Genomic DNA, 13,045 nt, shown 5'->3' with positions numbered 1-13,045 from the left:
ATACATCTGCGGGGTGTTTTCTTTTTATCCGCCAACTTAGCAGTTCGTTTTCTGCTTGTCAGGCCTGATGCAACGCCTGGCCAGGAGTACGGCTCTTACCGACATCTATGCGTTTTCTGCCAGCTTTCCTACAAGACCCACTTCTTCTGCAGCGGCTAGCCGCGCTGAGCTGTGGTGTCATCATGGCTGGCCTGTTCACGTTCGAGTTTTTGCGCATACTGCCCAGCATTGGCATCATCGGGTTGTTTGTAGCAGCCGGGTGCTACCGCGCCAGTCAGCCTCGGCTGTCAGCCAGTCGTTTTCCGGTGGTGTACTATAGTCTGATGGGCGTATTCGCGCTGAATCTGGCATCCGGGCTGCAAACGCAGGCCGGCTACGGTGCCGAGTTCTGGCGAGGAGTGGTGTTGCAGCTGCCCTTCCTGGTGCTGCCGCTGGCGTTTCTCTGGCTGCCGGGTTTGCCGGGGAAGTATCTGGTGCGACTGAATCTGCTTTTTATTGGGTTGGTGCTGGTATCGGCACTGGGCAGCACAGGCTATTATCTGCTGCACTTCAACCAAATCAATCAATTATACCTACAGTCACAGATTATGCCCACAGCGCCGGATCATATCCGGTTTAGTTTGATGGTGACGTATGCGGTAGCCGCTGCTGTGGTGCTGGTAAGTCGTCGGGTACTGCCGGTACGCTGGCACGGGGTGCTGTGGTTGACGATGCTGTTTCTGGTACTGTATCAGCATATGCTGGCAGTACGTAGCGGCTTGCTCACGCTATATGCCCTGGCTGGAGTGGCTATTATCTGGCTGGTGTTTTGGCGGCGCAACTACCAGGTGGCGGCTATTATTGCAGCGGCTATCCTGGTTGTCCCCACTCTAAGCTACGTGGCGTTTCCGACGTTCCGCAACAAGTTCCTGAACACACAGGAAGACATGGGCCGGGTGGAGCAAACCACCTCGGCCAACAACTACTCGCTCGTGGGCCGGGTGTATTCCTATAAAGTGGCCTTGGAGATTATCGAGGACCATCCGCTCCTGGGAGTAGGGCGGGCCAATATCCGGCCTGCGGTAGCGCACCAGTACCAGCGCCAGTTTCCGGCAATTGAGGAGGACGCCTATATTCTGCCGCATAACCAGTTTCTGTTTTACCTGGTCGCGTACGGAGGTATAGGGGTACTGCTGTTTGTGGTCTGCTTCTACTTTCCGGGTATCCGGATCTGGCCGCACTATGCGCCGTTGCTACTCGCGCAGTACATCATTGTCACGCTTTCCTTCCTCGTTGAATACACCTTGGAAATGCAGGTGGGCTTAACATTTTCTCTGCTTTTCCTGCTGCTGGCGCTTAATGGGCAGGAAAAACCCCTAGTGCTCGAGCAGCAGTGGCGCCCGCGGTAGCCGGAGCCACCGGATTGTATTATGACGGGGCTCGACAGGTACCCGAAAAGCCAAAATCGGCAGATACAAACCCAGAACCGTCGGCAGCTACTGGGATAAAGCACCTGAGACTGAATAACTACGCCGGCCGCAAACCAACCCGTAACTCCCTGAAAATATTTTAGAAAGGGGTTGGAAAATGCGCCAACAATTTCCTAGCTTTGCACTCCCATTCCGAAAACGCCGTTCGGGCGTTTTCGCTGTGTCATTTTCTAAACCCCAAACGAATGCCTGGCATCATCGGTAAAAAAATCGGTATGACAAGCCTCTTCACTCCGGACGGGAAAAATATTCCCTGCACGCTCATCGAAGCGGGTCCGTGCGTAGTGACGCAGGTTAAGACCATCGAAACGGACGGCTACGCAGCCATCCAACTCGGCTACGGCGAGAAAAAAGCCAAGAACACCAACAAGCCCCTGGCTGGCCACTTCGCTAAAGCGGGCACTACGCCCAAACACAAACTCGTTGAGTTTCGCACCGACGAGGTGTACACTGCTGGCAGCGAAATCAATGCTACCCTCTTCGAGGAAGGCGAATTCGTTGACGTAGTAGGTACCTCAAAAGGTAAAGGTTTCCAGGGCGTTGTGAAGCGTTACAACTTCGCAGGTGTAGGCGGGCAGACCCACGGTCAGCATAACCGTCTGCGTCACCCTGGTTCTATCGGTGCTTGCTCCTGGCCTTCGCGCGTATTCAAAGGAATGCGCATGGCAGGCCGTATGGGCGGCGACCGGGTGAAAATCCAGAACCTGAAAGTGCTGCGCGTGGTAGCCGACAAAAACCTGATCGTAGTAAGCGGTTCGGTTCCCGGTTCCCGGAACTCTTACGTGGTACTTGAAAAATAACCCCGAGAGATGGAACTGTCAGTATTAAACATCAAGGGTGAAGACACCGGCCGTAAGGTAACGCTGTCGGACGCTATTTTCGGCCTCCAGCCCAACGAGCACGTAATGTACCTCGACGTGAAGCAGTACCTAGCCAACCAGCGCCAGGGTACGCACAAGTCGAAGGAGCGCAATGAAGTAAGCGGCACGACCAAGAAGCTGAAAAAGCAGAAAGGTACAGGCGGCGCCCGCGCAGGCAGCATGAAATCACCGGTGTTCATTGGTGGTGGTCGTGTGTTCGGCCCCGAGCCCCGCGACTACGGCTTCAAGCTCAACAAAAAGACCAAGCGTCTGGCCCGCCTCTCGGCGCTGTCGTCGCTGGCACAGGACGGCAAAATCGCGCTGGTGGAAAACATCAGCCTGAGCGCCCCCAAAACCAAAGACTTCCTCAACATTCTGTCGGGTCTGAAGCTGAACAACGGCAAAAAGACCCTGCTGGTAACCGGCGAAGTAGACAAAAACGTCGTGCTGTCGGCCCGCAACGTGCAGAAAGTGAAAGTGGCTACCCCCGTAGCGCTGAATACGCACGATCTGCTGAACACCGATACGCTGCTGCTGTCGGAAGCTGGTCTCACGGCTCTGGAACAACTCTACACCTCCGCTGAATAATGAGCACGCTGAAAAAACCCATCGTGACCGAGAAGGCCACGGGCCTGAACGAAAAAGGGCAGTACGTTTTCCAAGTAGAGCGCACGGCCAATAAGGTTCAGATCAAAAAGGACATCGAGCAGCTGTACGGCGTGACGGTAACGGGCATCAGCACGATCCGCACCAACGGTAAGCTCAAGTCCAAGTTCACGAAGACCGGTGCCGTAGCCGGCCGCCGAGCCCATGGCAAAAAAGCCATTGTAACCGTGAAGGAAGGCGACGTTATCGACTTCTACAACGGCATCTAAGGCCCCAGCCTTCCTGCAAAAGAGCATTTCTAAGCTAGCGTAATGGCACTCAAAAAACTAAGACCAACATCACCGGGTCAGCGCTTCCGCATCGCCCCGGCCTTCGACGAGATTACGACGTCGGAGCCGGAGAAGTCGCTGTTGGCACCCCTGAAAAAATCCGGTGGCCGCAATGCAGCGGGTAAAATGTCCAACCGTTACATCGGTGGTGGACACAAACAAAAGTATCGTGTAGTTGACTTCAAGCGTGACAAAGCTGGTGTTCCAGCCACGGTGAAGACGATTGAATACGATCCAAACCGCACGGCGCGTATCGCCCTGCTCAACTACGCCGATGGCGAGAAGCGCTACATCGTAGCGCCCGCCGGCATCGAAGTTGGAGCCACGGTGGTATCGGGTACGGGTGTAGCCCCGGAAGTAGGCAATGCCCTTCCGCTGCGCGAAATTCCCCTGGGTACTATCGTTCACAACATTGAGTTGCACCCCGGCAACGGCGCCGCAATGGCCCGCTCGGCTGGTACGTACGCTCAGCTGGTAGCCCGCGAAGACCGCTACGCTACCCTGAAGCTGCCTTCCGGCGAGATGCGCATGGTACTCGTTACCTGCATGGCTACGGTTGGTACCGTTTCGAATGGCGACCACATGAACGTACGTCTCGGCAAAGCCGGTCGTAATCGTTGGTTGGGCCGTCGTCCGCGCGTACGTGGTGTGGCTATGAACCCTGTAGATCACCCAATGGGTGGTGGTGAAGGTCGTTCGTCGGGTGGTCACCCCCGCAGCCGTAACGGCATCTTCGCTAAGGGGCAGAAGACGCGCAACAAGAACAAGTACTCTGAGCAGCTCATCGTTAACCGTAAAGGCAAGAAGTAAGCAATGGCACGTTCGCTAAAAAAAGGGCCGTACATTGACTTCCGGCTCGAGAAGAAAGTTTCGGCAATGGAAGACTCCGGCAAAAAGTCGGTGGTGAAGACTTGGTCTCGCCGCTCGATGATTTCGCCAGACTTCGTAGGCCACACCTTCGCCGTTCACAACGGCAATAAGTTCATTCCGGTGTATGTAACGGAAAACATGGTTGGCCACAAACTCGGTGAGTTTGCCCCCACCCGTAACTTCCGTGGTCACATCGCCAAGAAAGATAAAGGCAAGCGCTAAGATGGAAGCAGTAGCTAAACTCCGTAATGTGCCCACCTCGCCGCGCAAGATGCGCCTGGTGGCCAACCTGGTACGCGGTCAGAAAGTGACCCGTGCTCTGGGCTTGCTGAAATTCGAAGCAAACTCCGGTGCCGCCCGCGTCGAGAAACTGTTGTTGTCGGCTCTGGCCAACTGGCAGCAGAAGAACGAAGACGAGCGTATCGAAGATGCGAACCTCTACATCAAAGAGATTTTCGTGGATGAAGGCCGTCAGCTGAAGCGTCTGCGCCCCGCCCCCCAGGGCCGTGGCCACCGCATCCGCAAGCGCAGCAACCACGTGACGCTGATTCTGGATTCGAAAGTAGAACCGCTCGGTAGCAAAGCTGCCGCCCAGCAGGCTGCCGAAACCAAGTCTGCCGATAACGCCGCCGCTCCGAAGAAAACGACTCGTCGCAGCTCGGCCAAGAAATCCACTGAAACCACGGCAGAAGCCACCGCATAAGCACTATGGGACAGAAAGTAAATCCGGTTGGCTTCCGTCTGGGCGTCATCAAAGGATGGGACTCGAACTGGTACGGCGGCAAGGATTTTGCCGACAAACTGGTGGAGGACGAAAAAATCCGCAAGTATATCATGGCTCGTATCCCGAAAGGTGGCATTAGCCGCATCGTGATTGAGCGTACCCTGAAGCGTATCACCATCACCATCAACACGGCCCGTCCGGGCGTGGTAATTGGTAAAGGTGGCGCTGAGGTGGATAAGATCAAGGACGAGCTGAAGCAGATTACCGGCAAAGACGTTCAAATCAACATCTTCGAAATTAAGCGTCCGGAACTCGACGCTAAGCTGGTAGGGGAGAGCATTGCCCAGCAGCTGCAGGCGCGTATCTCGTTCCGTCGTGCCATGAAGATGTCTATCCAGGCTGCTATCCGCGTTGGTGCCGAAGGCATCAAAATCCAGTGTGGTGGTCGTTTGGGTGGCGCTGAAATTGCCCGCTCGGAGCAGTACAAGGAAGGTCGTACGCCGCTGCACACGTTGCGCGCCGATATCGACTACGCCCTGTCGGAAGCTCAGACCGTGTATGGCAAGATCGGCATCAAGGTGTGGATCATGCGCGGTGAGGTATTCGGCAAGCCCGACCTGTCGCCTAACCAGGTTCCTGCCAACCAAGGCAACGATACCCGGGGCGGCAACGACCGTGGCCCACGCGGTGAGCGTGGCGACCGTGGTGGTGACCGTGGCCCGCGCCGCGACCGGAACGACCGGGGTGGTGACAACCGTGGCGGTGGTCAGGGTGCCGGCGGCGCGCAGCGTCGCAGCGGTGGTGGCCCCGGTGGCCAGAACCGTGGTGGTCAGGGTGGCGGCCCCCGTCGCTAGTCCTTTTCCTTTCTCTCGACTCTCAATTCAAGAATAACTCATGTTACAGCCGAAAAGGACCAAGTATCGCAAGATGCAAAAGGGTCGCGTGCATGGCCTAGCCTACCGCGGCAGCTCCATTGACTTCGGTTCGTTTGCTATCAAGTCGCTCGAAACGGCTTGGATTACGGCACGACAGATCGAAGCGGCCCGTATCGCCATGACCCGCGCTATGAAGCGTGAAGGCCAGGTGTGGATCCGAATTTTCCCCGACAAGCCAATTACCAAGAAGCCGGCTGAAGTGCGGATGGGTAAGGGTAAAGGTTCGCCCGAGTATTGGGTGGCCGTAGTGAAGCCCGGTACCATCATGTTCGAGTCGGATGGGGTAACCCTGGAAGTAGCGCAAGAGTCGCTGCGTCTGGCCGCGCAGAAACTGCCGGTTCGTACGCAATTCATCGTTCGTCGCGACTATCAAGAAGCATAAACCATGAAGAACGCCGATATCCGCGCCCTCTCCCTAGAGGACCTCAAAAACCAGATCAAGACCGAGCAAGCCACTGGCCAGAGCCTGCGTTTCGCGCACGCTATTTCGCCCTTGGAGAACCCGCTCCGCCTGAATCAAAGCCGCAAGAATGTCGCCCGTCTGCTGACCGAGCTCAAGCGTCGCGAGAACGAGCAGGCAACTAACACTGCTAACTAACGATGGCAAGCAACGAAGCACAGCAGGCCCCTGCCGCCGAAGAGCGGAACCTGCGCAAAGAAATCATCGGGCGCGTTTCCTCCTCCAAAATGGACAAGTCCATTACGGTGATTGTGGAAAGCAAAATGAAGCACCCGATCTACGGTAAGTTCGTTACCAAGTCGACCAAGTTTATGGCCCACGACGAAAATAACGAATGCGGCGAAGGTGATACCGTGCGTATCATGTCGACCCGTCCGCTGAGCAAGAACAAACGCTGGAGACTGGTAGAAATCGTAGAACGCGCCAAGTAAGATGATACAGCAAGAATCCCGTCTGACCGTCGCTGATAACAGCGGCGCCAAAGAAGTTCTCTGCATCCGTGTCCTCGGTGGCACGGGCAAGAAATACGCCAGCGTAGGCGACAAGATCGTAGTAGCCATCAAATCGGCTATTCCGTCTGGCAACGCCAAAAAAGGCGCTGTATCCAAAGCCGTGGTAGTTCGCACGAAGAAGGAAATACGCCGCAAGGACGGTTCCTATATCCGCTTCGACGACAACGCGGCCGTACTGCTCAACAACAACGACGAGCCCCGCGGCACGCGTATCTTCGGCCCTGTGGCCCGCGAACTGCGCGAAAAGCAGTTCATGAAGATTGTTTCGCTGGCTCCTGAAGTTCTCTAAGCAATGGCAACGAAAACGAAAGCAACGCCCGCGAAACTGCACGTAAAAACTGGTGATACCGTATTGGTAATTGCCGGCGACGAGAAAGGCAAAACCGGTGTTATCAAATCGGTGAACCGCTCGACGCAGCGTGTTATCGTGGAAGGCCTGAACCTGGCAACCAAGCACAACAAACCCAGTGCGAAGAACCCCCAGGGCGGCATTACGAAGATTGAAGCCGGCATTCACGTGAGCAACGTGAAGGCGGTGGAATCGACCACCCGCTAACCTGCCCTACCACAATGGCTCGACTCAAAGAGAAATATCAAAAAGAAGTAGTACCGGCGCTCCAGGAGAAATTCCAGTTCAAGAGCATCATGCAGGTGCCACGCATTACCAAGATCTGCATCAACCGCGGCATTGGCGCGGCGGTAGCCGACAAGAAGCTGGTAGACAACGGTGTAGATGAGCTGACGACCATTACCGGTCAGAAAGCTGTTCCTACCATTGCCAAGCGTTCGGTGTCGAACTTCAAACTGCGTGAAGGTATGCCAATCGGTGCCCGCGTTACCCTGCGTGGCAATCAGATGTACGAGTTTCTCGACCGTCTGCTGACCGTAGCGTTGCCCCGCGTGCGTGACTTCAAAGGCATCAATGACAAAGGCTTCGATGGCCGCGGTAACTATACCCTGGGCATCAAAGAGCAAATCATCTTCCCGGAAATTTCGATTGACAAGATCAAATCGATTGCCGGTATGGATATCACCTTCGTAACGACGGCCGAAAACGACGAACAGAGCTACGAGCTGCTGCGCGCCTTCGGTATGCCATTCGCTAACGCCAAGAAACAAAACAATGGCTAAGGAATCGATGAAAGCCCGGGAGCGGAAGCGCATTGCTGTCGTTGCCCGCTACGCCGAGAAGCGCAAAGCCCTGAAAGCGGCCGGCGACTACGAAGGCCTGGACAAACTGCCCCGCAATGCCTCGCCCGTGCGTTTGCACAACCGCGACAAGATTGACGGCCGCCCCCGTGGATACATGCGCAAGTTCGGCATCAGCCGGGTGCGTTTCCGCGAAATGGCCCTCGCCGGCAAAATTCCCGGCGTAACCAAGTCCAGCTGGTAGTACCGCTGCTATTGGCTTGCAACAGTTCGCCTGCGCAAGACAATGATACATGGCAGGTTGCCGAAAGAAACCATTGGCCGAGCCTTAACAAGCCGAGCCGAGTAGTCTTAACCGAAAATTTCGTCGCCGCTTTCCGTGGCGGCGAAATTTTCCTATCTTTGCGGCCCCTAGAATTAGGAGCTTCTTTTCTACATTCTCAATGAATACAGATCCAATTGCCGACTACCTGACCCGGGTACGCAATGCCATCAAGGCAAACCACCGGGTAGTAGAGATTCCGGCCAGCAACATCAAAAAGGAAATCACGAAAGTGCTCTATAAGAAAGGGTACATTCAGAGCTACCGCTTTGATGATGCAGCAGTACAAGGCACGATTAAAATCGCGCTGAAGTACAACCCCACTACGAAGGCTCCGGCCATCACCAAGCTGGAGCGCATCAGTTCGCCTGGTCTGCGCACGTATGCTCACGTAGAAAACCTGCCCCGCGTATTGAGCGGTCTGGGAATTGCAATTCTGTCGACGTCGAAGGGCGTGATGACGGAGAAAGAGGCAAAAGCCGAAAACGTGGGCGGCGAAGTGCTGTGCTACGTCTACTAATCTGAAAGGAAAACGAGACTATGTCACGCATTGGTAAACTGCCCATCAGCCTGCCCGCCAACGTGCAGGTTGAAGTGAGCAACGAAAATACGGTAACCGTGAAGGGCCCGAAAGGCACGCTGGTTGTTCCGGTAGACCGCGACATCATCGTGGCGCAGGAAGACGGCCAGTTGGTGGTAACCCGCCCTACGGAGCAAAAGCGCCACAAAGCTATGCACGGCCTCTACCGTTCCCTGCTGAACAACGCGGTAAGCGGTGTTAGCAACGGTCTGGAAGAAAAGCTGGAGCTGGTAGGTGTAGGTTACAAAGCCTCCATGGCTGGTACCACGCTGGAACTGGCCCTGGGCTACTCGCACAATATCTTCCTGGCGCTGCCGAAGGAAGTAACGGCTACGGCTGTTACCGAGAAAGGTAAGAACCCCATCGTAACCCTCACCAGCATCGATAAGCAGTTGCTGGGCCAAGTAGCCGCCAAAATTCGTTCCCTGCGTAAAGTTGAGCCCTACAAAGGCAAAGGCGTACGCTTCGTGGGCGAGCAGATTCGTCGTAAGGCTGGTAAAACGGCTTCGAAATAACATCACACCATGGCTTTCGATAAAGCAACTAGAAGAAAACGGATCCAGCGCATCATCCGCACTAAGGTGGCTGGCACGTCCGAGCGCCCGCGTTTGTCGGTGTTTCGCAGCAATACGGGCATCTACGCTCAGATTATTGACGACACCATTGGCCGCACGCTGGCAGCTGCTTCCTCGAAGCACGTTTCGGTGGAAGGGGGCAACGGAGTCGCCCTCGCCGCCGCAGTCGGCAAAGAGCTTGCCGCCCGTGCTCAGGAAAAAGGCATTACGAAAGTGGTATTTGACCGTTCGGGTTACCTCTACCACGGCCGTGTAAAATCATTGGCAGAAGGTGCCCGCGAAGGCGGCCTTAATTTCTAACGCATCATGGCAGAATTCAACAACAACCGTGGTGGCGGTAATGACCGGGGCGGCAATGACCGTCGTGGTGGAAACGACCGAGGCGGTAACCGTGACCAAGCGCCCCGCGCCGCCGAGTCCGATCTGAAAGAAAAAGTGGTTGCCATCAACCGCGTAGCTAAAGTGGTAAAAGGCGGTCGTCGCTTCAGCTTCTCGGCTATCGTGGTAGTAGGCGACGGCAACGGCACCGTAGGCTACGGCTTGGGCAAAGCAAACGAAGTAACGGACGCCATTGCCAAAGGCATTGACGACGCCAAGAAAAACCTGGTAAAGGTGCCGCTGTACAAGCACACCGTTCCTCACGTGATGGAAGGCAAGTACTCCGGTGGCTTCGTACTGGTTCAGCCAGCGGCTGCTGGTACCGGTGTAATTGCTGGTGGTGCTATGCGTGCCGTATTCGAAAGCGCTGGTATTAAAGACGTACTGGCTAAGTCGAAAGGCTCATCGAACCCCCACAACGTGGTAAAGGCAACCTTCGATGCGCTGCTGAAAATGCGTGACCCGATGCAGATTGCTCAGGCCCGCGGTATCACACTCGCCCAAGTATTTAACGGCTAAGAGCAGATGGCGCAGATCCAAATTAAACTCGTGAAAAGCGTTATTGACCGCCCCGAGCGTCAAAAACGCACGGTGAAGGCCCTTGGCCTCGGCAAAATGGGTAGCACCAAAAGCGTTGAAAACACGCCCCAGGTTGCTGGCATGGTAAACGCCGTGAAACACCTGTTGGAAGTAACCGAACTGTAGGAAGTATCTCGATCATGAATCTCAGCAATCTCAAACCCGCCGTAGGTGCTACCCGCAATGAAAAGCGCGTAGGTCGTGGTACGGGTTCCGGCCGTGGCGGCACGTCAACGCGCGGTCATAAAGGTGCCAAGTCCCGTTCGGGCTACTCCAAAAAGTCGGGCTTCGAAGGTGGCCAGATGCCCCTGCAGCGCCGCGTACCTAAGTTCGGCTTTAAGAGCCTGAACCGCGTGGAGTACAAAGCCATCAACTTGGATGTGCTGGCGGGCCTCGCCGAAGGTGGTGCTACCACCCTGGACTCTGCTTTCTTTGTAAATGCTGGTCTGGCTTCGAAAAGCGCCAAGATTAAAATCCTCGGCCGCGGCGAAATTGCCACCGCCTTGGAAGTTCATGCCCATGCTTTCTCGAAATCGGCTGTTGAAGCTATTGAGAAGGCCGGCGGTAAAGCAGTGACGCTGTAACGTCTTTTCGGCGATGAAAAAGTTTATCGAAACGATAAAGAACATTTTTGCGATTGAAGATCTGCGTACGCGGATCTTCAATACGCTTTTTTTCATTGCCATCTATCGGCTTGGCTCCTTCGTGGTGCTACCCGGCGTTGATGCCACTAAGCTGAAGCAAGGCGCAGCCGGCATCTTCGGCATCTTGGATACGCTGCTTGGTGGTGCTTTCAGCAACGCCTCGATCTTTGCCCTGGGCATCATGCCATACATTTCGGCTTCTATTGTACTGCAACTGCTGACGATTGCAGTGCCGTACTTCCAGAAACTGCAGAAGGAAGGCGAATCCGGCCGGAAGAAGATCAACCAGTACACCCGTTTCCTGACCATTCCAATTGTGCTGGCGCAGTCGGTGGGCTTTATTGCTACCATCAACGCTGATGCTATTGTTAATCCAGGGGTGCTGTTCACCGTGTCATCCATGATTATCATCACGGCCGGCACGCTGTTTTGCATGTGGCTGGGGGAGAAGATTACGGATAAAGGCATTGGGAACGGTATTTCCATGATCATCATGATCGGGATTGTGTCGCGTTTCCCCGGTGCTATTATCGGTGAAGCGGCGGCTAAGGGCCTGAACGGTGCCCTGATCTTCCTGTTGGAGCTGGTGGTGTTGTTCTTCGTGGTAATGGCCGTAATCGTGCTGACTCAAGCCGTACGGCAAATTCCGGTGCAGTATGCCAAGCAGATTGGTGGCACGGCACAGCTAAACTCGCAGCGGCAGTTCATCCCCATGAAGGTGAATGCCGCCGGGGTAATGCCTATCATCTTCGCTCAGTCGCTCATGTTCGTGCCGGCTATCGTAGCCTCGGTATGGCAGAACGACAGCGACCTGGCGAATACCATCGGCGTGAAGTTCTCGGATTACACCTCGTGGGAGTACAACCTAGTGTTTGGGACGCTCATTCTGCTGTTCACGTATTTCTATACGGCCATCAGTGTAAACCCCAACCAGATTGCCGACGACCTGAAGCGGAGCGGTGGTTTCGTGCCGGGCGTAAAGCCGGGAGCTGATACCTCTGAGTACATCGACGAAGTGCTGACGCGTATCACCCTGCCCGGCGCTTTGGCATTGGCTCTGATTGCCATCTTCCCGGCTATTGCCCTGCTGTTTGGGGTGACGCGTCCGTTCTCAGCCTTCTACGGCGGAACTTCGCTTATCATCATGGTAGGTGTGGTGCTGGATACGCTCAACCAGATTCAGAGCTATCTGCTGATGCGTCATTACGATGGCATGATGAAATCGGGTAAAGTGCGCGGTCGGTCAACGCCCATTGCCTTGGCATCCTAAACTCGGTCATGATCTTCTATAAGACCGAAGAAGAAATAGACCTGATCCGGGCCAGTGCGCGAGTGCTGGCTCAGGCCCACGGAGAAGTTGCGGGCATGATCCGGGAAGGAATTACAACGCGGGAACTAGACCGTCGCGCGGAGGAGTTCATCAAGGATCATGGCGGTAAGCCTTCGTTCAAGGGCTATAGGGACTTTCCCTTCAGCCTGTGCATCTCTCCCAACTCGGTAGTGGTGCATGGTTTTCCGAGTGACGTGGCACTGAAAAGTGGCGACATTATCTCGGTAGACTGCGGGGTAGAACTAAACGGTTACCATGCTGACAGCGCCTATACTTACCCGGTAGGGGAGGTAGCGCCAGAAGTGCTGGAGCTGCTGGCAGAAACCAAAAAGTCGCTGTACCTCGGCATCGAGCAGGCAGTGGCTGGCAACCGAATGGGCGACGTAGGCTACGCTATCCAGAACTATGTGGAGAAGCGTGGCTACGGGGTTGTTCGGGAACTCGTCGGTCATGGTATTGGCCAAAAGCTGCACGAGCGGCCAGATGTACCAAACTACGGCAAGCGTGGTTCGGGGCTGAAGCTGCAGACGGGCTTAGTGCTGGCTATCGAGCCAATGGTAAATCTCGGTACCAAGAGTGTGGTTCAGGAGAAAGATGGCTGGACCATCCGAACCAAGGACCTTAAGCCCTCGGCGCACTTCGAACATACAGTAGTAGTCAGAAAAGACAAGGCGGAAATTCTCACCTCCTTCGAATACATAGAAAAAGCCTTACAGTAGCCTT

21 protein-coding genes and 2 pseudogenes are annotated in these 13,045 nt (G+C 55.2%); all 23 read left to right on the top strand.

From position 1 onward, the window contains the following. Positions 1–107: 107 nt before the first annotated feature. The 23 genes and pseudogenes from I5L79_RS05290 to map all read left to right on the top strand — a co-directional run bounded on the left by I5L79_RS05290 (position 108) and on the right by map (position 13,041). Complete coding sequence (locus I5L79_RS05290) at positions 108–1,388, top strand: O-antigen ligase family protein (RefSeq protein WP_196953970.1); 1,281 nt, start codon at positions 108–110, stop codon at positions 1,386–1,388. A 266-nt stretch (positions 1,389–1,654) separates the two neighbouring features. After that, the gene (rplC, locus tag I5L79_RS05285; RefSeq protein WP_196953969.1) at positions 1,655–2,269 is read left to right on the top strand and encodes a 50S ribosomal protein L3; all 615 of its coding nucleotides are present in this window, start codon (positions 1,655–1,657) and stop codon (positions 2,267–2,269) included. A gap of 9 nt (positions 2,270–2,278) precedes the next feature. Further along, the gene (rplD, locus tag I5L79_RS05280; protein ID WP_196953968.1) at positions 2,279–2,917 is read left to right on the top strand and encodes a 50S ribosomal protein L4; all 639 of its coding nucleotides are present in this window, start codon (positions 2,279–2,281) and stop codon (positions 2,915–2,917) included. Continuing rightward, positions 2,917–3,204 (top strand): 50S ribosomal protein L23, encoded by a 288-nt coding sequence (gene rplW / locus I5L79_RS05275; protein ID WP_149069433.1) that lies wholly within the window; start codon positions 2,917–2,919, stop codon positions 3,202–3,204. The genes rplD and rplW overlap by 1 nt, the downstream gene beginning before the upstream one ends. 42 nt (positions 3,205–3,246) lie before the next feature. Continuing rightward, positions 3,247–4,074 (top strand): 50S ribosomal protein L2, encoded by an 828-nt coding sequence (gene rplB, locus I5L79_RS05270; RefSeq protein ID WP_196953967.1) that lies wholly within the window; start codon positions 3,247–3,249, stop codon positions 4,072–4,074. 3 nt (positions 4,075–4,077) lie between these two features. Further along, positions 4,078–4,356 carry a 30S ribosomal protein S19 gene (rpsS, locus tag I5L79_RS05265; RefSeq protein WP_149069431.1) on the top strand — a complete coding sequence of 93 codons (279 nt, stop codon included), beginning with the start codon at positions 4,078–4,080 and terminating at the stop codon, positions 4,354–4,356. Position 4,357: 1 nt separating this feature from the next. Continuing rightward, a pseudogene (rplV, locus tag I5L79_RS05260) lies at positions 4,358–4,747 on the top strand (50S ribosomal protein L22); the annotation flags it as partial. Between the two features lie 95 nt (positions 4,748–4,842). After that, positions 4,843–5,712, top strand: coding sequence for a 30S ribosomal protein S3 (gene rpsC / locus I5L79_RS05255; RefSeq protein WP_196953966.1), 870 nt, complete (start codon positions 4,843–4,845; stop codon positions 5,710–5,712). A gap of 40 nt (positions 5,713–5,752) precedes the next feature. After that, positions 5,753–6,175: a 50S ribosomal protein L16 gene (gene rplP, locus I5L79_RS05250; protein WP_196953965.1), complete on the top strand. Its 423-nt coding sequence runs from the start codon at positions 5,753–5,755 to the stop codon at positions 6,173–6,175. A 3-nt stretch (positions 6,176–6,178) separates the two neighbouring features. Then, entirely contained in the window at positions 6,179–6,391 is a 213-nt protein-coding gene (gene rpmC, locus I5L79_RS05245; RefSeq protein ID WP_196953964.1) for a 50S ribosomal protein L29, read from the top strand. Between the two features lie 2 nt (positions 6,392–6,393). Then, positions 6,394–6,684, top strand: coding sequence for a 30S ribosomal protein S17 (gene rpsQ, locus I5L79_RS05240; protein WP_196953963.1), 291 nt, complete (start codon positions 6,394–6,396; stop codon positions 6,682–6,684). Between the two features lies 1 nt (position 6,685). Next, positions 6,686–7,054, top strand: coding sequence for a 50S ribosomal protein L14 (gene rplN, locus I5L79_RS05235; RefSeq protein ID WP_045688459.1), 369 nt, complete (start codon positions 6,686–6,688; stop codon positions 7,052–7,054). 3 nt (positions 7,055–7,057) lie between these two features. Further along, positions 7,058–7,315, top strand: a pseudogene (rplX, locus tag I5L79_RS05230) (50S ribosomal protein L24); the annotation flags it as partial. Between the two features lie 20 nt (positions 7,316–7,335). Next, positions 7,336–7,896 (top strand): 50S ribosomal protein L5, encoded by a 561-nt coding sequence (gene rplE / locus I5L79_RS05225; protein WP_196953961.1) that lies wholly within the window; start codon positions 7,336–7,338, stop codon positions 7,894–7,896. Further along, a complete protein-coding gene (gene rpsN / locus I5L79_RS05220) occupies positions 7,889–8,158 on the top strand; it encodes a 30S ribosomal protein S14 (protein WP_196953960.1) in 270 nt (89 codons plus the stop codon). Before rplE ends, rpsN begins: the two co-directional genes overlap by 8 nt. A 199-nt stretch (positions 8,159–8,357) precedes the next feature. Further along, positions 8,358–8,756 carry a 30S ribosomal protein S8 gene (rpsH, locus tag I5L79_RS05215; RefSeq protein ID WP_149069422.1) on the top strand — a complete coding sequence of 133 codons (399 nt, stop codon included), beginning with the start codon at positions 8,358–8,360 and terminating at the stop codon, positions 8,754–8,756. Positions 8,757–8,776: 20 nt separating this feature from the next. Then, the gene (gene rplF, locus I5L79_RS05210; RefSeq protein ID WP_196953959.1) at positions 8,777–9,331 is read left to right on the top strand and encodes a 50S ribosomal protein L6; all 555 of its coding nucleotides are present in this window, start codon (positions 8,777–8,779) and stop codon (positions 9,329–9,331) included. Positions 9,332–9,340: 9 nt separating this feature from the next. Further along, positions 9,341–9,691: a 50S ribosomal protein L18 gene (rplR, locus tag I5L79_RS05205; RefSeq protein WP_168681477.1), complete on the top strand. Its 351-nt coding sequence runs from the start codon at positions 9,341–9,343 to the stop codon at positions 9,689–9,691. Positions 9,692–9,697: 6 nt separating this feature from the next. Next, positions 9,698–10,288, top strand: coding sequence for a 30S ribosomal protein S5 (gene rpsE, locus I5L79_RS05200; protein WP_231402793.1), 591 nt, complete (start codon positions 9,698–9,700; stop codon positions 10,286–10,288). 6 nt (positions 10,289–10,294) lie between these two features. Beyond that, on the top strand, positions 10,295–10,474 hold the full coding sequence (rpmD, locus tag I5L79_RS05195) for a 50S ribosomal protein L30 (protein ID WP_149069419.1): 180 nt from the start codon (positions 10,295–10,297) through the stop codon (positions 10,472–10,474). 14 nt (positions 10,475–10,488) lie between these two features. Beyond that, the gene (gene rplO / locus I5L79_RS05190) at positions 10,489–10,932 is read left to right on the top strand and encodes a 50S ribosomal protein L15 (RefSeq protein ID WP_196953958.1); all 444 of its coding nucleotides are present in this window, start codon (positions 10,489–10,491) and stop codon (positions 10,930–10,932) included. 13 nt (positions 10,933–10,945) lie between these two features. Next, a complete protein-coding gene (gene secY, locus I5L79_RS05185) occupies positions 10,946–12,262 on the top strand; it encodes a preprotein translocase subunit SecY (protein ID WP_196953957.1) in 1,317 nt (438 codons plus the stop codon). 8 nt (positions 12,263–12,270) lie between these two features. After that, positions 12,271–13,041 carry a type I methionyl aminopeptidase gene (gene map / locus I5L79_RS05180; protein ID WP_196953956.1) on the top strand — a complete coding sequence of 257 codons (771 nt, stop codon included), beginning with the start codon at positions 12,271–12,273 and terminating at the stop codon, positions 13,039–13,041. The last annotated feature ends 4 nt before the right edge of the window (positions 13,042–13,045 follow it).

The sequence above is a fragment of the Hymenobacter guriensis genome, from assembly GCF_015773195.1.
Lineage (GTDB): Bacteria > Bacteroidota > Bacteroidia > Cytophagales > Hymenobacteraceae > Hymenobacter > Hymenobacter guriensis.
Note: the sequence above shows the minus strand (reverse complement) of the source record. Positions and strands in the feature narration are given on the sequence as shown.